The sequence below is a fragment of the Ruegeria atlantica genome (genome assembly GCF_013032505.1).
Lineage (GTDB): Bacteria > Pseudomonadota > Alphaproteobacteria > Rhodobacterales > Rhodobacteraceae > Ruegeria > Ruegeria atlantica_F.
Window position 1 is genome coordinate 462,889 of record NZ_WQCG01000002.1, and the last position, 18,923, is coordinate 481,811.

The following is an 18,923-nucleotide window of genomic DNA, read 5'->3' on the forward strand; positions in this document are numbered from 1 at the left end:
CCGATGCGGGCGAATTGGAAGCCAAAGACGGTCTCGACCTATGGTGAAACTTCTGGTTTGGGCTTAGTCTTTACGTTCGCAGTTTTTCCCGCCAGTGATTGGTTGCAGCCCAACGCAGCCGTGCTCACACAGTAAAAATGCAATATGAAGAGCCGCAACATTGCTGCGAACGTCGAAGCCATAGTTAAGGAGATCTCCCATGCCCAATACAGCCCTGATCACCGGCGCGTCCTCTGGCATCGGTAGAGAATTTGCACGTTTGCATGCTAGCAAGGGTGGCGATGTGGTAATTACGGCTCGGCGTGAGGAGGAATTGACAACGCTCAAAATCGAATTGGAGACCCAACACCAGGTGGCCGTCACTTTGGTTCCGCTAGATCTCGGCGCCAAGGGCGGGGCGGCGGAGCTTTATGATACAGTGAACAAGATCGGCATTCAGGTCGATGTCCTGATCAACAACGCAGGCTTTGGTGGGCACGGGAAGTTCATTGAGCGCAAACTGGAGGACGATCAGGCGATGATCGATCTCAATGTTGATGCGCTCGTAGCTCTCTGCCACATGTTTGGCAGAGACATGGTGGCACGGGGTGGCGGCAAGATCCTCAACGTCTCGTCAACTGCTGCGCACATGCCTGGGCCGTTACAAGCCACGTATTTTGCCACAAAGGCCTTCGTTTCCAGCTTTAGTCAAGCACTTGCGGAAGAAATGAAGGACGACCGAGTGACGGTGACAGCGTTGGAACCCGGCTATGTTGAGACGGGCTTTGCCGATACTGCGGATTTGGGCGGAACTGGTCTAGTCGATCAAAAAGGAAGGTCGGCAACCGAAACCGCCAAGATTGGCTATGACGCAATGCTTGAAGGCAAGTTGACCGTGATAAATGAAGGTCGGCTGAACTTTATATTGAACTGGGTTTTGCCCCTATTTCCACAGAAGGCCAAACTTTCGATGGTCCGAAAGATGCAAGAGAAGTAGGTCAATACGCGCAAATGTTTTTTGGATCCAGGCAAGGTTATTTTTCCGTACTTTCCGATAAGTCATGGCAAGCCACGTTTGGGCGACGGGAAAGTGTTGAACGGCACTACCTTCATCAATCGCAATTGATTGAGATGGTCGGGCGCTGCAAGGGAGTACCGCCTTTCCAAGACTCCCTAAGACCGTTTGCAACGTTGGTGCGACAAGGGGATGTTTACCCGGATCATGGAAGGGCTGGTCGGCGAGCATTCTGAACACAAGGCGTTCATGATCGACGCAATCTAGCTAAAGGCACATCGCGCAGCCTCACGCCCGCGGCTGAAAAAGGGGGCGGACGACTGTTTGGACACGCCAAGGGTGGCATGAACACCAAGTTGCACGCTGCAATGGACGCCTCCGGCCGTGTCCTCTGATTTTTCATAACCGCCGGCCCGGTCAGTGCTACAGGATTATCCGGTCCAGCCAAGACCAGCGGAAATGGCATTCATGGATTGCAACAGGGGAACAGGAACAGATCCTGCGTACGGTTCGTTTCGCAACTGTTGCAGCAGTCGAACTTGCAGCGTGTGAATGCGGGCTAGTTCAACCTGCTTGCGTTCGAAGCGTTCGCGAAGGCGAGGGAACCGTTGACCGATGGTTTGACCGCCGGTCAGAAACTGCACAGCGCCACAGGCAATATCGTATTCAGAATTGATTGCACGTAAGATGCGTTGACGGGTCTCTTCATCATGGACCAACTCGCTGTACTGCGTGGCGATACCCATATCCGCCTGATAGAGCGACTTCTCTATTTCATCGACAGCAAGACGGAATAGGCGGGAATGCTGAAACATGTCCTGCAGAACTTCGTCGCCGCGCGCGCCGCGAAATTTGCGGAAGCTTGCCATTGCGGCCCCGAATCCGTACCAGCCTGTGATCAGGTGCCGGTTCTGTGACCAGGCAAAGACCCATGGAATGGCACGGAGGTCATCCAGACTGGCGGCACCAAAGCGGCGTGCAGGGCGGGATCCGATTTTCAGGCGAGCAAGTTCCTCAACTGGGCTGGCCTGTTGGAAATAGTCAAGAAAACCCGGCATCTGCAGAAGCGAGACATAAGCTGTCTGTGACAGTTCTGACAAGGCATCCAACGCGTCGTCAAATTCGGGCCGGGTCGTGATTTCGCTGGGGTTGGCGGTATGTCGCAGCGTGCTTGAGAGCAGCAATTCAAGGTGCGCAGCAGCTGTGCCGCGGTTGGCATATTTTGTCGAAACAACCTCGCCCTGTTCGGTTACGCGCAAGCGTCCGGCAATTGTTCCGCTGGGTTGCGCGGCGATGGCGCGTCCGGTGGGTGCTCCGCCGCGGCTGACGGAACCGCCTCGCCCGTGGAAAAAAGTTGCCTTGAAACCCTGAGAGGCCAACGCTGAGACTACCCTGCGTTGCGCGCGCTCCAACTCCCAAGTTGAACAGAAATAGCCGCCATCCTTGCCGCTGTCCGAATACCCAAGCATCACCTCGATCACCTTACCGTCTGACTTAAGGCTGCGGCGGGCAAGCGGAACATCCAGAACGTCCAACAGGATCGCCGGAGCATTTCGCAGATCGGCTATCGTCTCGAACAGTGGGACCACTGAAATATCCAGAGTTTCAGACCCGAACCCGCCATATCTGGCCAGAAGATAGACGCCGAGAATATCGTCGGCAGAACGGGTCATGGACAGGATGAATGGTCCGATCGCTTTGGGATCTGGTCCGGTACGGATGCTATACATCAACGCCAAAAGAGCGAGCAGTTCCTGCGCCTGATCACTTAACGCGTCGCGGTTTTGATAGGGCAGGTTCTGATCTGCCAATTCGGCCCGCAAACGACCAGACCATTCAGGCGTGCCATATTCGGGAGCCTGCCCGGATTGCGACCAGATTTCGGCCAGCACATCGGTTGTAACGGTCGAGTTTTGTCGGATATCCAAGGTTGCCGTTCGGAATCCGAAAACCGACGCGGCCCGACGCAGAGGTCGAATGTGCCTTCGCGCCAGTATATCGGCATTGACCGCGCATAATGCAGCATCAAGCGCGTCAAGATCGCTTACGAATTGCGAGATGTGATCATAGCCGCCAACTGTTAGTCGATGGCGGATTGCATTGAGAGCTTGCCGGAACGGTTCGTTTCGATTGCGATCATCGTCCGGAGACCGATCGACTATTTCTTGTAAACGCGCCCTGTCGGGCTCGGGTAGCGGCAGTATGAGTGCACTGATACTTAACCTGCTTGCAGCTTGATCAAGTGCCTGACGATAGAGACCTAGAACCGTTTCACGTCCTCGTCTCAGTGCAAACGCGGTCATCTCGGTTGTGACATTCGGATTGCCGTCCCGATCACCTCCGATCCAGCTGTGAAAGCGGATATCGGGAGTTTCACTAAGGCTCTGACCTAACACTTGCAGGCAAGCCTGATCGAACCGATCCATGACTTGCGGGACGGCATCAAAGATAGCATCACGGAAGAATTGCAATCCCCATTCGATTTCGTCGTGCAGGCTTGGGCGTGACAGGCGAAGCTCGCCTGTCAACCACAACAGATCAATCTCACCTTCCAGACTATTCAGCAATTCGGCACGTTCGGTCGGGGTCCAGCGCTGCGTTTCCAGACTGACAAGGTTGCGGTAAATCCGTCGGTGAATTTCCAGAACAGTGACCCGCTTGGCCTCGGTCGGATGCGCGGTCAGTGTGGGACCAACGCTCAAGCTGTCAGTCAGCTTTTTCGTTTGGGTATTCGTCAGGGAAAGGTCCGACAACACCTCTGCAAATCCGCCTTCTACCGCCTCGGCCCCGCTTTGGGTCTCTGTCAGACGGCGGTCGCGAACTTCAGCGTTTTCATCGATGATGCGCAATAGTTGGAACCAGATCGAAAGAGCTTGCAGATGTGGTATCGCTTCGGGTCCGGTGGGGATGGATTGCAGCGGCAAGGTCTCGGCCCATGTCGCCACATGTGGTGCCCGTTTCAGCAGAATGTTTCGCCACAACGACCGCAATTCCAGACGCAGCCCCTCGGCATAGTTCGAAGGGTCCGGGGTGGACTGAGTATTGCTGACCAATCCCGTACCTGCTGCTAGGGTTTCGGGGGTATCAAGAAGAGGGGAAGTCTGAAATGTCATCTGTTAACGTCCTCGGATGTGGACTGGTCACCAATGCCCGTTATGTTGCATTGGTGACAAGGAAACGCGGACCTGCCTCTTGACGCAACGTAGTTTACTACTGCTTTAGCATGTCTATTTGGGTGGGTTTTTAACTATCTTTTTAGGTCGATATACCAAAGTATACCATTGTAGTTCCTACCCAATTGGGTGGATTTTTTAAGAAACTGGGTGAATGTCAGATGGTTGAAACTCAACGGGACCCGACCGACGTCATGTTGGTGGCCTAACTCGTTAGCACGGCGCGATCGTTTGCAAATGTCGCACAGATCAAGTGGTATTTTGGAACCAAGAGCATCGGGTGATAACCAGCTGGGTGAAGCAGCCGGTACATCCCAACACCGGACCTGCGATCCGCGAACAAGATTCTGCGTACTGAGCTTGCAATTTAGACCTTCGCTGTCGGCGAAAATCCACGGTGGCTAGAATTGACAACTCTCGGGACGGTGCATCCGAACACAATAAGGGAACCTTTCAGCCATAATATACCTGACACTTGTGCTGAACTGCAGTTGGTCTCGCTTGGTTAATGCCGTGCGAGGCATGAGTGACTGGCAGCCAAACCAGACTTGCGCGAATGTGTTTTGCATCGCGTCATATTCATTTGGTCACGTTTGCTAAAATACTATGGGCAAAGCCACCGGTGCTCGTGATGCAATTAAATCTGCTTTTCGAAAGCCACACGGAAGCACTGTGGTGATCCCGTGTGGCCTTACTTTATGCAATCATGTTCTGGTCGATCACTTCGAACGAAAACTCGTCTACTGAAAACATGGTGTCATTTATTGCTGACAGCTCGACTTCATCGAAGGTCGTGCGCCCCAGCGATCCCGAGAAATCCCCGTCGTCTGCATCCGCCACCATGGTGCCGACAAGGACCCCATCATCATAGAAGGCAACTTCGACTTCACCGGTGCCTTGACTGTCGCCAAAGCTAAAGATGAACTCCACAGCTTCCAGGTCCGTGTCCTCCAACGCAATTCTGAGGCTTTCATCCCCGTCGACCAATGCGGCATCTCGGTGGAACAACGCGTCGTCGAATGAGAACACGCCAATCGCGCCATGCTTGATCGTAACCAGTTCCAAATTGGTAGGATCGATCGCATCCACCTTGATACCCACATCCGAAAACGTCAGGCTGTTCCGAACCGGACCAAGCTTGTCGACATCTACAACTTCGCCATCGATGCTTTCAAAGGCTTTGGTTGTGAACCAGCGGCCCGCTTCGAACTCAACCGCCAAATTCTGGGTCTGAGGTATGAACAGACTTGCCACCATGGGATCGTGATCCGAGGCGCGCCCGCTGGTTGCGGCGAACTCCGAATTGACGTGGACGATATCAACCAATGCCCCGGAATGCAGATCCTCGGACACGAGAATATGGTCCAACGACTGGCTGTTGCCCTGAAACTCAAAGCTATAACGTTCGTCTTCCGGAATATCGTTTGTTAGGTTGACGAGGTCGGTATTGGCCTCAAGGTCAGCTACGGGTGAGACAAATTCAAACTCGTTGAAGTCACCCAACACAACAGCATTGGCACCATCACCCAGCCCGTTGACGAAATCCTGAACGGCCTGGCTCTGGGCTTGGCGCTCATCCAGACTGCCGTTCACATCAACGTCTTCTTGGCGAGCGGCAAAGTCCTGTTCGGTTCCCAGAATAGGCGCAGAACCACCTTTGGACGAAAAGTGATTGTTGACCACCGTGACGGTTTCACCGTTGAATACGAAATCAGCGACCAGAGGCAGACGTGCCCCTTCAAAGGCTTCGCCTTCACCTTGCCCTCCTATGGTCTGCACGGATCCTTCCACTAACGAGACACGATCAGGGTTGTATAGAAAGGCCGTGCGGATATTGCCGCCGGGCTGTCCGCCGGATGTGCCATCCCCAATAAAGGTGTTGTCAATCACCTCATAAGCCGGACCACCCGCTGCCAGGATTGCTGCCGCCAGTTCCGCCAGGGTTTCGGATGCCGAGACGGTTCCGTCATTGTCCGAGCCCGAGTTGTCCTGCACCTCTTGCAGACCAATGATGTCAGGGCTGTTGAGGTTGTTGGCTATCTGCTCGGCAATGGCCGCAAACCGGCCGTCGGCAACGTCCTGATCGCCGTCACCGTCATTCGGATCGAGGTTAAGTACGTTGTATGTGGCAATAGTCAATTCGTTGGTGGAACCGGCCAGCGTCGTCGTTTCCCGCTCCAACCCGGCTGATCGGATATTCGGTGTAAAGTCCTCAGTTGGTAGGATTTCGAAGTTTCCGAAACTATAGCCAACCACACCTGTGACGTCGCCAAGATGATCACCGGCATTCACGGTCGGATAATCAAAGTCGAAAATGCCGCTGTCTTCGTCGATCTGGATTTTTTCCGGATTGAAGTCATCTGGTGAGATATTGAGTGTTCCACGCTCAGAAAGACCGGTTGCGCCACTGCCCTGATCGGCCACTGCAAATATTTCGCCAAACCGGCTGGTTCCGCTGACGGCTTGCAGATCGGTGGCGGTCACACGCATCCCCTCCAGACTTTCGAAGAAATCGATACCGTCCTGGTTTGGATCGAATGAGGCAAACGCATCGTCGTCGATGCTTTGATTGGGAACAGATCGATCACCCGGGTCATTGCCAATCAAAACCGCCTCGGGCAAATCATTTCCCGATGATTGCACTTCAATGTCAAAAACGTTGGTCAGTTGCGTGGTCGGTAAATTGCCGCTGCCTGTTCCGCCGGGAAAGAATTCGGCAACGGTACCGCCCACGGAAATGGCGTCACCCACGGTGACGGTCGGGCTTGATCCGGTGAACACGAAAATCGCATCCGACGTCGCATCGTTCCCATCGCCATCCGGATCTTGCAGATAGAACCCGTTGGAATCTACAGCGGTGACAATGCCGCTGGTTGAAACCATATCGCCCAGAATGTTCGAAGTTCCAGCTGGCAAATCGTCGAAGAATTCGGCAACCGTTTGTCCATCTGCCAGAACAAATTCAGACACATGGCCTGCGCCCTGGATTTCATAGATCGACACAATTTCGATGTCGCTGGCTGAGATGGACACCTCGACAACAGGGGCCAGAATGCCGTCGAAGGCTGGATCGCTCGAGGTTACCGTATGCTGAATGTCGACAACCTCGGCCGCTTCGGGCAGATCGTCGTCAACAGCGGCGACCGCGACTTGTTGAGGCTGGTCGAAGTTTGACGCGTCAAACACCAGTTCGGTTGGCACAGCATCAAGATCAGCCCCTGCGGCTATGGTGATTGTGACCGGCTGATCGGGCGCTACGGACAACGTGACTTCATATGTATCCGCCATGCCACCTTCATCGGCGGCAAGATCCAGATCGTTTATGATGACCGATGGCAAGGGGGCAGTATCTGAGACTGTGAACCCCGCTGGTTCGACATCGTCAATCCTGGTATTGCTGGTTGTCCAGTTGGCGGGATCGTTGATGGCTGCCTGTAGCTCGGCCTTTGTACCGGTAAGCGGGCCTTTATAAACGCCGTTGTCGATTTCGGTGAGGGCAATTGCGCTGGTTCCGACGGTCAGTCCCGAGGGCAGCGCAGATGTATTCGACGATGTTGCGTCCGACTCAAACCCGTCCCCATTGAAATGAACCGACGCGACAAAACTGGGTGTTTCGTCGTCACCCTGATACGCGTGGATCTGGTCACCGCTAGCCGAGAAGTTCGGCCCGGTAAATGCGGGGTTTATCACCGCACCCGCAGCGATGTTTGCCGGGGCGGTCCAGACGAATACGCCCTCGTTGCTTCGGAAACCACCGGCAGCGAACCAGCCATTATCAGTGAATTTGATCTCGGTTCCGGCTTCGATGTCGGTCAAAGCAACAAACGTGAACTCATCGGGATTGTCTGAATTGAACCCTGTAAACGCAATATCACCCGCGGCCAAAGTGGTAACCATATGAACCTCGCTTTTTGATTTGATGAATGAATGGCGGGTCGGTATGCGACTCGCCGTGGCACAACCTAAGGTAGCTCAACCCAGAGAAATTAGTTAAAAAGTTGTGTGCACCTGACCTAATACGGCGGAGCTTTGCCATTCAAAGACATGGCGTTTGTTTTTTGATCCTGACTCCGTTGATCAACCTTCTGCGGGCTATGCCCTGCGCGCGCTAGAGCTGTGTTGTTCTGCTCCGGTGCGCGCCGCTTGCAACAATGTACACAAACAACGGTCAGCGCTTGGTCGATATGCGATACTCATGCGTAAAAACGCAACATTCTGACCGTTTTGCATTCGCCACCAGTGTAATGCTGGCCTGATCTGCAAGTTCAACTGCAATGGCCGTTGGCGAGGATACCGCAATTAGCATCGGGCAACCCATAGCAGCTGTTTTCTGGACCAGCTCAAGCGACACACGTGAGGTCATAACCACCGCCCCATAGACAGGGTTGATGCCGGCCTGGATCAAAGCACCCATCAGCTTGTCCAGTGCGTTATGGCGGCCGACATCTTCGCGGGCCATGACAATTCCCTTACCCGGCATCAGAAAACCGGCGGCATGGGCCGACCGCGTCTGGTCATGCAAGAGCTGATGATCACGCAGAAACTCGGGCGCGAGGGTCACTTCGTCTGCCTCGATCCGCAGCGATCTATCCACGACACAGGGTAGGGGTCGCGTCACCTGTTCCAGGCTGTCGATGCCGCACAGCCCGCATCCCACCGGCCCCATCATCGCGCGTCGCCGGGCCGAGACGTGTTCCAACGCGGCCTCTTTCAACCAGAACCGCGCCTCAATCCCTGCCTTGTGCGCAACCTGTTCATAATCCGCGATGTCAACTTGGCCCGCGATGAAGCCTTCGGTCATGGCAAATCCCAGAGCAAAGTCATGGATATCTACAGGTGAGGCCATCATCACTGCTGCCGTCGTTCCGTTGAACACGACCGCTACTGGGACCTCTTGCGCCAGTTCCGTGATCTGAGACGCCTGGTAAGGGTAACGAGTGGCCGTGACCATCCGTGACTCGGGAAAATGAACGTCAAGGCTTTCCCGGAATGGCGCGGTCATGTCGAATGCACTCTGGCAAGAATGTTGTGACCTTTTTCCGTCAGCGAAAAGAACACGCGCTGAGACCGGTCATGGCGGTCAACAAGGTCGATCAGCCGAAGGTCTTCGGCCAACGCCACACATTCCCGCAGCACCAGTGCATGCGCAACCCCCAGCATAGCCGCAAAGCTGCGGCTGTCCTGTGAAAGACCATGATGGGCTGCCGCAAGAACCCCCGCTGCAAGAGGACTTAGATGATCCGGGTTCCGTTCCAGCAGGCCAGTGATGGTTTGCTTCAGCATGTTGTCCATCTTCACTGCTCCTGCAATTCGAACCGGACCACCACAGACTTGGAGGCGGGAGTGAAACTTTTGTCGCCAAAGGACTGATATGGAACCAGCACATTCAGTTCGGGGTAGTAGCCCGCGACGCAACCGCGGGGAATGTCATAGGGCACCAGTCGGAAGCTCTGCGCAATCCGCTCAATACCATCATCATGGCATCCGACCACATTCACCCGGTCGCCTGCTGCTGCACCGAGTTGTGCGACATCTTTGGGGTGCATGAATACGACCTGACGCTCTCCGTAAACACCGCGGTAGCGGTCATCCATGCCGTAAACGGTGGTGTTGTACTGGTCATGCGAGCGGAAGGTCTGTAGCACAAAGGTCTGATCGTCGCTTTGGGCGCGCTGCCACTCGGTCTGATCTGGCAGATCGGTGGCGGAGAAATTGGCGCGGCCAGTCGGGGTCTTCCAATCCCGCACAGCGGCGCTGTTGTACAGGTGGAACCCGCGTGGTTTCCGCACCGCTTCGTTATAGTTGGCAAACGCGGGCAGAACCCGGGCGATCAGGTCGCGGATTTTGTCATTGTCTTCAGCCAGAGCATCCCAGTCGACCACGTCGCTGCCGACTGTTGCCTTGGCGATGCCCGCGACGATGCGAACCTCGGATTTCAGCTCTTTCGAGGCTGGGAGATTAATCCCGCCCGAGCCATGCACCATCGACATCGAGTCCTCGACGGTCACAATCTGACGCACACCTGCCGAGTTTCGGTCGATCTCGGTGCGGCCCAGACAGGGCAGGATGAAGGACTTTTTACCCGGCAGCAGATGGCCGTGGTTCAGCTTGGTGGCTACATTCACCGTCAGGTCCAGCTCACCAAGCGCCTGCGCGATCAGCTTGCTGTCGGGTGTTGCACGGGCAAAGTTACCGCCCAGCCCGATAAACGCTTTGGCCTGTCCATTGAGCATCGCGCCAATAGCATGCAGAACATTGTGGCCGGGGTCGCGGGGCATAGGCACACCCAGCTCACGTTCCATCGCGTCCAGCAGTGGGGCAGGGGCCTTTTCGTTGATGCCAACTGTTCGGTCGCCCTGCACGTTGGAATGACCGCGTACAGGGCACAACCCTGCGCCGGGTCGTCCAATATTGCCGCGCATCAACATGACATTGGTGATCTCTCGGATCATCGGAACGGAATGTTTGTGCTGTGTTACTCCCATCGCCCATGTGGTGATGACCCTGTCTGCGGCCATATAGATTGCCGCCGCCTCTTCGATCTGGGTCCGGGTCAGGCCGGATTGTTCCTCGACCTGGGTCCACGAGGTCTGATTGACCACCGCGCGATAGGCGTCGAAACCGTGCGCATGTTCGGCAATGAATGCATGATCCAGAACCGGCGTTTTCCCTTGAGCCTTTGCCGCGTCATCTGCCGCGAGCAAGACCTTGGCCATGCCGCGAAAGATAGCCATGTCGCCGCCCAGACGCGGGCGGTAGTAATCAGTCGAGGTCGCTTCGGACCCACCGCGGATCATCTCGAGCTTATTCTGCGGGTCGGCAAAGCGGTGTAGGCCTTTTTCCTTGAGCGTATTGAATACCACAACCCGCGCACCCCGTTGTGTGGCCTTGCGCAGATCGGCCAGCATACGCGGGTGATTGGTGCCGGGGTTTTGGCCAACCACAAAGATCGCATCCGCCTTTTCAAAATCCTCAAGCAGAACCGTGCCTTTGCCGATACCGATCGATTCGTTGAGCGCCACGCCGCTGGCCTCGTGGCACATATTCGAGCAATCCGGGAAATTGTTTGTACCATAAAGGCGCACGAACATCTGATACAGAAATGCCGCCTCGTTGCTGGCCCGGCCCGACGTGTAGAACTCGGCCCGATTGGGATCGCCCAGCGCGTTTAGCGACGCGCCGATCTCGGCAAAGGCGGTGTCCCAGTCGACCTTTTCATATTTATCGGTTTTGGGGTTGTAGCGCACTGGATGAGTCAAACGACCCTGATGTTCCAGATCGTAATCCGTCCAGCCGCGCAGTTCCGTGACAGTATGTTGCGCGAAAAACTCGGGCGTGACACGGGCTTTGGTGGCCTCCCAAGCGACAGCCTTGACGCCATTTTCGCAGAACTCGAACGACGACCCATGCTCAGGATCGCCCCAAGCGCAGCCGGGGCAGTCGAAACCGTCCGGCTGGTTTGCCTTCAGCATGGTTTTTGCGCCCGACAAAGGCTTTCCGCTGCCCATAAGCTGACGGCCAACGCTTTTCAGGGCACCCCAGCCGCCAGCTGCGTTTGAGCTCTTACCGATATGCTTCTTCTTCGTCATTCCCGGTCCCGTTTGCTTTCTGTTCGGGCGGGGAACACGCGCGGAACATGCTCCGGAAACCCGGGTAAAATTCTGAATTCACTGTGATTTCTCAAACGCTTCCGGAACTCTGGTTCCAGTGGCTGATTCAAATTCTAGATGCGACGGAATCGCGGAACTGTCAATTGATGAGCAGGGTATTTGATAAGTTTTGCGTTGGTAATTTCTGATTTTACGATAAGAATTTCTGATTAGTTGGGTGAAATGAACATCTTCAACTATTGCGTTCCCGAAACCGAGCGGCGGCGCCAGGCAACTGCACGTGAACACGTGGAGATATGCCAATGGCTGGATCTGGCCGGCACGAACTTCGGTATGGTGCCCTTGGCAATCGGCTTTGGCGGAAACAGAACCGTCTCGTCCGGGGAAGTTGTGCCATTCATTTTGGCTGATAAGGCGTTGTCTTCTAAGATGAATGTGGGCTGCCTGACTGTGGCGGATGGGGCCGTATTTGCGCTCAACTGGCAGCCGCAGATAGGCAATACCTTGCGTTTGTTCCGGTTGGACGATCAGAACGGGTCGGGTCTGATTGATCAGGCGGGCGAGGTTTCGGAGGTCTTGAACAGCTTGACGCTGCCGCCGGGAACCGAGGCGCAGATCGCATATTCCGTAGCAGCGGACGGGGCAGGGGCCTTTTCCATTTCGGCAACCGGTTTCGATGGATCTGCTTACGTGCTGCGGCTGAGTGACACCCACCTCTACGGGGATTTTTTGGACCTCAAAGAACCAACCGTGTTCGGGTCCAGCTCTTTCACGGATCTGCTGGCAAAACCCCGCGCCGTTGAATTTTTTGAAAGCTCTTCGCCATTAGCGGCCTCGGTCGAGATGCCAGTTGCCGATGACAGCATGTTTGCCTGGTGCTGGCGGTGATCATGCAGCGCCTGTTGGCCGTTTAGAGGCACCAAGAGACCGGAGGTCTTAAAAATGGAGCTTTGCGGGTACCGTTCAAACTTTCTGCCATATACGCTTTCGGAGTTAACTAGTGGATGACGTCTCGGTCGTATCAGGGCGAAGGCCGGCTCATGATGTCTTTCCAATGTGCACAGTATCCGAAAGACTGATCTCGCCACGCTAAACCGCTGAGTGACGCGATACCCTGCCGCAATCGTTGACGCATCACGTCGCTGCAAAGACCCATGCGACTGGTTCCGGCGAACGGCGATATCTGTATTAACTTATATATATATCAGGGGTTTGTGTCTGACGAGCGGTCGGAAAACTCTGTAAGAGCCTCGATTTCATGCTTTCAACACATCGAATCAAACTGGCCGCGACAAATTTCTTCGCCCGTATGTTGGAACTCAAGGGTCTACTGTAAAATAGTTGTCGACAAAAGCGGCGCAACACATCTGGTATCAAAGCAACAAACGGGATGCTCAAAGGATTTCGTTGCGCGATCCCGATCATAACAGTCGGGCGGAGATACTTATTTGGCTTTGTGGAACAAGATCACAGGTTCATCAAAAGCCGACCGCGCCCGATGCCCGGCTTGGAGTCTTTTAAGCCCGCACCTCTTTCAGGTATCGAAGGCGCGCACATGATCCGCAATCGCGTTGCAACTTTCGCCGTATAATGCTGACCTTACCGGACAGATGCGTGCAACCTGTGCGTGCCAATCCGGAAGGACAGCTTATGGTCGATACCAGTCCTGTAAACTTACAATACTTGACTAACCCTCTCCTGAACAAAGGCACCGCCTTTTCAATGCACGAACGAGAACAGCTCGGGTTGTTGGGCCTTCTTCCGCCACACATCGAAACACTCGAATCCCAGATAGACCGTGTCTATGCGGCCTTTGAACGCGAGGAGACGCCGCTGGACAAGCACATTTATCTTCGTGGTCTGCAAGATGACAACGAGGTTCTGTTTTACGCACTTTTGGCACGACACCTGTCTGAGATGATGCCGATAATTTACACGCCTGTTGTGGGTGACGCCTGCAAAAAGTTCAGTGAGATCTACGACCACCCACGCGGATTAATAATCTCGTACCCCGAGCGTGACCGGATAGACGACATACTTGAAAATGTCGTCTTGCCCTCCGTTGAAGCGATTGTTGTCACCGATGGAGAGCGAATTTTGGGATTGGGCGATCAGGGTGCTGGTGGCATGGGAATCCCGATCGGTAAGCTCTCGCTTTATACTGCTGCTGGGGGAATCGACCCTTCTGTAACGCTCCCGGTGGTATTGGATGTCGGCACCAACAATCAGGAACGGCAGAAAGATCCCCTTTATATCGGCTGGAGGCATGAACGTGTAAGCGGGGATGACTACTTCGATTTCGTGGATCAATTTGTGCAGGCAGTTAAGCGCAAATGGCCAGATGTACTGCTTCAATTCGAGGACTTTGCACAACAACACGCGGCACCGCTTCTTGCGCGCTATCGCGATCAGTTGTGTACCTTCAATGATGACATTCAGGGAACCGCTGCGGTTACAGCCGGTACTTTGCTAGCCGCCTCCGACGTAACGGATATTCCGTTAAAGGACGCCACCATTGCGTTCCTCGGGGCCGGGTCAGCGGGAGTGGGCATTGCCGAGCAACTGGTCCGACTCATGATCCGCCAAGGATTATCTGAGACCGAGGCGCGCGGGCGTATCTACATGGTGGACCGGAACGGCTTGTTGACCGATGCGATGACAGACCTTCTGCCGTTCCAAAAGCAAATTGTCCAACCCCTTACCAAAGTAGAAAGCTGGTCCGAAGATGAAATCTCACTGCTGGATGTGATAACTCATGCCAAACCCAACATTTTGGTTGGTGTCAGCGGTCAGGCCGGCTTGTTCTCAGAGGAGATCATTCGTGTGATGGCGGCTAACACAAAACACCCGGTTGTGTTGCCACTTTCGAACCCAACATCCAGAATTGAAGCCGTGCCCGCGGATATTGTTCACTGGTCAGATGGCCGCGCAATGGTCGCTACCGGCAGCCCGTTTGATCCCGTAGTTTATAACGGTAAGACGCACCACGTCGCACAGTGCAATAATTCCTATATTTTCCCTGGAATGGGGTTGGGTGTGTTGGCCGCCGGTGCGCGCCGGGTCACTGACGGAATGTTCATGGCCGCCGCCGAGGCTCTGGCCACATTGTCGCCTGCAAAGTCCGATCGCAGCGCTAGCTTGCTGCCCGATGTGGAAGACATTCGCCAAGTCAGCAAGGCGATCGCCTTTGCCGTTGGTCAACAGGCACAGTTGGATGGGGTTGCGCCTAATTCCAAAGAGAATGACCTTAAAGCAGCGATAGATGCGAAATTCTGGGTCCCGCATTATGAGGAAATTGCCTGAACCAGACCGGCGTTGGAGTGGCCGGAAGGCTTCCCTTTGTACCGCCCAGAAGTCACCGAGCCTATTTTAGGGGACAAAACGCGGTTTCTGAGCGTGGACCAGACTATGTTGGTTACGCTGCCTCACGTTTGAGCGGCTTTTGTACCGCAGCACAAAGGGCACCGACCAGCAAGACCGCAGACGCCACGACAAGGCTGTCTCCTATCTCTCCGGTTAAATCCCCGATGATACCAGCCCCGATAGGTCCCAGTGCCTGTGAGACAGCAAAGACCACTGTGAAAAAACTGATGGTTGCGCCCCAATCCTGTTGATCCACATTTTGGCGCACAAAGCTGGTTACGGCGGTAGGCGGCATAAAGACCGACAATCCGAATACCAGCGCAGACAAAATCAAACCATATCCATTCGAAACAAGAATGGGCAGGGCTGAACCAAATGCGACACCAGTTAGGATAAGAGCCATTGGTGTTCCCGATGCAAAGCGGGCCAAGACTCCACGCCAAACAAATGGCGACGCCATAATACTGAACCCAAGGATCATCCACGTTGCCGTTGTCAACAGGACGCTGGAATGCTGCTCCTTCATCCAGACAGCGATGAAGGTTACGTAGACAATATAACCCATTCCAAACAGCGCATACCCGCCAAGTTGGCCAAGCATTCTGCGAACCGGTGGGATTGAAGGCAGTGCAGTGTCGTGCTCGGTTTCGCTCAATCTTGATGACGCCCAAACCGAGAACGGGCAAATCGTCAGAGCTGCTATGCCGATCCCGATCCACGCCCAGTCCCATGATTGGGCCCCGAATACGTCCAAAAAGGTTGGAAGAGTTGCGCCACATAGTGCGATACCAAGTCCACCGCCACCACCAAAGTACAAGGCGATTGCCAGCGCGTTCTTTCGAGCGCTATTCTGAAACAGCGACGCCGCCAGGACGCCGCCCGACACAAATGAAAGTGCGCCGAACAATCCCACCAATGTACGGCAAGCAGTTTGAAACACGAGGTTCTCATCAAATCCAGTCGCCAGAAGGCAAACAGCAGTGGCGATAGTACCGCTTGCAAACAGCCGCGACGTTGAGAAATGCCGGATCAATAAAAATGTTAGAATCGAACCCACTATGTACCCAATCGAATTGGCAGTGTTTAGCCAACCAGATTGAGTAAGACTCCAACCGAGGCTACTTTTCATTGATGGCAAAATTAAACCGTATGCAAAGCGGCCAAAGGCATTGGATACGCTGACACCAAGCGCAAGGCCCAGCAAAATGAGCCAAGGGTTGGTAGGCTTCGCCGTGGGCATGAACATCCTTCCAAATAGGAAAATCATCGTGCCCTAACGCGCGTGGTCCTGCAATCCCAGCTGATCCGTCACAGGCCTCAGTGGTTCAGTTCAGGGCAATTTTAAGTTGTATTCATTTAAAAGTTGCAGCGGAGAGTCTGGCCGACCAGTCCGCAATGCATAACTTCGGTTAATCATCGACCGGGCGGACTTCGAAGATGGCAACAAAACACGTCATAGCACGTGCGCGGCACCACTCTCTTCCGCGGCCAACCGCTTCAACGCCATCCGATCTAGCTTTCCCCCCATAGTCAGCGGCAGGGTTTCGATAATACGGACCACATCCGGTGCTTTGTATCCTATCCGCTCTCGCGCAAATTCGATAATTTCTGCAGCACGTACCGGGGCTATCCCTTTATCCAAGCTCACAAACGCCCAAACATCCTCGCCATGCATTTCATCTCGCACCCCAACCACCACAGCTGCCGTAACGGCTGGGTGCGCTGTCAGCGCATCTTCCACCTCAGCCGGGCTGATGTTCGAGCCGTCATGAACGATGATCTGTTTCTGTCGCCCTCGGAACCAGAAATAACCATCTTCATCCCGGCGCATCAAATCGCCGGTATCGAACCAGCCATCCCGAAACGCCGCCGTCGTCGCCTCGGGGTTCTTCCAATACTCCGTCATCATCGTGGGGCTCTTTACCCAGTGCCGCCCGTCTATCCCTATAGGCGCTTCCTCACCGGCTTCGTCGCGAAGCACCGAGACATAGCCCGGATTGTTCAACCCAACGGCGCCGAGTTTTTCTGTCCCTCCATGGGTGTTGGAATGCGATGTGCCCATTTCCGTCATCCCGTAAAACGCGCCAATTGGCACACCCGCAACAGCCCCGAATGCATCGACCAACTTCCGCGAGGGCTTGTCTCCACCTGCCATCAACGTCTTTAACGAGCGAAAGTCATCACGAACCGCCCCATGCCCTGTGACCAATGAGGCCAAAGGCGCGGGTAGGATTTGAGCAACCGTCGGCCGCGTCTGCCGCAGCAGTCCCAGGAGCTCATCCGGGGAAAAGCGCCGCACAACATTCGTCCTGGCACCGGCCCAAAGCCCTGCAAACGTCAGCCGCAACCCGGCAGTATGTGAAATCCAAGAAGCCGGTAGTACAACATCCGCGGGGCCCAGACCCAGTCCTTGCGCATTGCTCGCCACCATATTTCCCATGCTGGCATGACTATGCGTCACCCCTTTCGGCTTGCCCGTGGTTCCGGAGGTAAAAAAGATGAATGCCGGCGCTTCGGCAACAACTGTTGGCAGCGTCCCATTATTCTCTCCGTCCAGCAGATCCTCTAAGGCGAGCGCTCCATCAATTTCAGCTGCATACGAGATCAATCTCACAGGCAATCGTGTCGCATTTGGAACTGCAGCGACATCTTTGGCTCGCTCGCCATGCACCAAAAGCGCCGCTGGGGTCGCCAATCCCAGCGCATAGTCGATATCCGAGGCCGTATAGCGATAGTTTAGTGGCATAGCCACCAATCCGGCCCGCATGCAGGCTAAATAATGGATCACCAGAACCACCGAGTTTGGCATGATAGACGCCACCCGGTCCCCCGGTGCGAGTCCCAGGCTCAGATACCTCAGCGCTAGCTGCGTGCAGGCGGCATCCAGCTCCTGCCAGGTCCAAGACCCGTCCAATGCATATAGCGCAATCGCCTTGGGATCTGCTGCCAAGCCACGGCGAAACAGATCAGTTAAATCCGCAGATGCAGCCAGCGGCGGTCCTATTACCGGCATGTCTTCTCCTCAAACCAACCCACTTGTGCTGCTGCGCGGCACCATCTCTTGTTAAACTTTTTTTTGTCGTACCTGACATCTACCTTGTGAGAATGATCGCGCGGCGGATTATGTGTCAACTTGTCTTGGTGATGCCGGTGACTTCCCTTGTGGGCTTTGCTCTTTTCACCATGCTCGCGGTGGCTATGCCAGAGATCGAGACCGCGGTTGTTCATTTGACTTTTTTCTTGCCAGCGTTGCACATCCGGAGACACCCTTTAGGCCGGTTCCATGTACAATCCATCGGATTTTCTGATGGATAGGGGCGGGGAATAGAGGCTTCGGTACGCCGTAGCGATTGTCGGCGCGCACTGCTTTTGCACAACACTGGCCATTGTCGCTCATTTATTCTATGCGCGAAAAATCCAATTCAACATTGCAGCCATTCAAAAAATTTGAGGCAAACCGTTGCACCGGCCCGAAATGCTGACTCCAGGCAGGCTTGGATGGGGGAAGTTGCGTACAGCAAGCGCCATCCGCGCAATTGTGAACCATCACGGCCCCCACAGTTCACGGCCTCGTCATTATGTGCGAATGCCGGGGCCGAACTGGACAACTTTGTGAAGGACGTGACGGCTTCCGTTTGCGATTGAAAAGCTGGCGAATACAAGACCGGCTGCACTCTGTCGCGATACCGGCCCCATTCTCGGCTTTAAAGTACTCCGCGATGTAGACAGCGCGGGGTTGGTCCTGACCTTTTTTAGTCTTTCCACTTCTGTCCGATACAATGC

The 18,923-nt window shown here is 54.8% G+C and carries 10 protein-coding genes and 1 pseudogene; 4 read left to right on the plus strand and 7 right to left on the minus strand.

Going from position 1 to position 18,923, the window contains the following annotated elements; all coding sequences use genetic code 11:
* Positions 1–199 precede the first annotated feature (199 nt).
* Both GOW92_RS09225 and GOW92_RS24910 read left to right on the plus strand, forming a co-directional pair.
* Positions 200–976, plus strand: a complete 777-nt coding sequence (locus tag GOW92_RS09225) for an SDR family NAD(P)-dependent oxidoreductase (RefSeq protein WP_170560096.1) — start codon at positions 200–202, stop codon at positions 974–976.
* A gap of 21 nt (positions 977–997) precedes the next feature.
* Positions 998–1,386, plus strand: a pseudogene (locus GOW92_RS24910) (IS5/IS1182 family transposase); the annotation flags it as partial.
* 39 nt (positions 1,387–1,425) lie between these two features.
* Here GOW92_RS24910 and GOW92_RS09230 read toward each other — a convergent pair.
* The 5 genes from GOW92_RS09230 to GOW92_RS09250 form a co-directional block, all read right to left on the minus strand.
* On the minus strand, positions 1,426–4,107 hold the full coding sequence (locus GOW92_RS09230) for a phosphoenolpyruvate carboxylase (protein ID WP_170560098.1): 2,682 nt from the start codon (positions 4,105–4,107) through the stop codon (positions 1,426–1,428).
* 756 nt (positions 4,108–4,863) lie between these two features.
* Entirely contained in the window at positions 4,864–8,064 is a 3,201-nt protein-coding gene (locus tag GOW92_RS09235) for an endonuclease/exonuclease/phosphatase family protein (RefSeq protein WP_170560100.1), read from the minus strand.
* 271 nt (positions 8,065–8,335) lie between these two features.
* A complete protein-coding gene (gene fdhD / locus GOW92_RS09240; protein WP_254452962.1) occupies positions 8,336–9,169 on the minus strand; it encodes a formate dehydrogenase accessory sulfurtransferase FdhD in 834 nt (277 codons plus the stop codon).
* Positions 9,166–9,459 (minus strand): hypothetical protein, encoded by a 294-nt coding sequence (locus tag GOW92_RS09245; RefSeq protein ID WP_170560102.1) that lies wholly within the window; start codon positions 9,457–9,459, stop codon positions 9,166–9,168. Before GOW92_RS09245 ends, fdhD begins: the two co-directional genes overlap by 4 nt.
* Positions 9,460–9,461: 2 nt before the next feature.
* Entirely contained in the window at positions 9,462–11,756 is a 2,295-nt protein-coding gene (locus GOW92_RS09250) for an FdhF/YdeP family oxidoreductase (RefSeq protein ID WP_170560104.1), read from the minus strand.
* A 243-nt stretch (positions 11,757–11,999) separates the two neighbouring features.
* Here GOW92_RS09250 and GOW92_RS09255 point away from each other — a divergent pair, with 243 nt between their 5' ends.
* Together GOW92_RS09255 and GOW92_RS09260 are read left to right on the plus strand one after the other, a co-directional pair.
* On the plus strand, positions 12,000–12,665 hold the full coding sequence (locus GOW92_RS09255) for a hypothetical protein (protein WP_170560106.1): 666 nt from the start codon (positions 12,000–12,002) through the stop codon (positions 12,663–12,665).
* A gap of 762 nt (positions 12,666–13,427) precedes the next feature.
* Complete coding sequence (locus GOW92_RS09260) at positions 13,428–15,080, plus strand: NAD-dependent malic enzyme (protein ID WP_217356535.1); 1,653 nt, start codon at positions 13,428–13,430, stop codon at positions 15,078–15,080.
* A gap of 112 nt (positions 15,081–15,192) precedes the next feature.
* On the opposite strand, the gene GOW92_RS09265 is transcribed toward GOW92_RS09260, so the two are convergent.
* Positions 15,193–16,407, minus strand: coding sequence for a YbfB/YjiJ family MFS transporter (locus GOW92_RS09265; RefSeq protein WP_170560110.1), 1,215 nt, complete (start codon positions 16,405–16,407; stop codon positions 15,193–15,195).
* A 186-nt stretch (positions 16,408–16,593) separates the two neighbouring features.
* The gene (locus GOW92_RS09270) at positions 16,594–18,153 is read right to left on the minus strand and encodes a class I adenylate-forming enzyme family protein (protein WP_170560112.1); all 1,560 of its coding nucleotides are present in this window, start codon (positions 18,151–18,153) and stop codon (positions 16,594–16,596) included.
* Positions 18,154–18,923 lie beyond the last annotated feature (770 nt).

Coding starts and splice junctions, on each gene's coding strand:
- GOW92_RS09225 (WP_170560096.1), top strand. CDS start 200: ATGCCCAATACAGCCCTGATCACCGGCGCGTCCTCTGGCATCGGTAGA.
- GOW92_RS09230 (WP_170560098.1), bottom strand. CDS start 4,107: ATGACATTTCAGACTTCCCCTCTTCTTGATACCCCCGAAACCCTAGCA.
- GOW92_RS09235 (WP_170560100.1), bottom strand. CDS start 8,064: ATGGTTACCACTTTGGCCGCGGGTGATATTGCGTTTACAGGGTTCAAT.
- fdhD (WP_254452962.1), bottom strand. CDS start 9,169: ATGACCGCGCCATTCCGGGAAAGCCTTGACGTTCATTTTCCCGAGTCA.
- GOW92_RS09245 (WP_170560102.1), bottom strand. CDS start 9,459: ATGGACAACATGCTGAAGCAAACCATCACTGGCCTGCTGGAACGGAAC.
- GOW92_RS09250 (WP_170560104.1), bottom strand. CDS start 11,756: ATGACGAAGAAGAAGCATATCGGTAAGAGCTCAAACGCAGCTGGCGGC.
- GOW92_RS09255 (WP_170560106.1), top strand. CDS start 12,000: ATGAACATCTTCAACTATTGCGTTCCCGAAACCGAGCGGCGGCGCCAG.
- GOW92_RS09260 (WP_217356535.1), top strand. CDS start 13,428: ATGGTCGATACCAGTCCTGTAAACTTACAATACTTGACTAACCCTCTC.
- GOW92_RS09265 (WP_170560110.1), bottom strand. CDS start 16,407: ATGATTTTCCTATTTGGAAGGATGTTCATGCCCACGGCGAAGCCTACC.
- GOW92_RS09270 (WP_170560112.1), bottom strand. CDS start 18,153: ATGCCGGTAATAGGACCGCCGCTGGCTGCATCTGCGGATTTAACTGAT.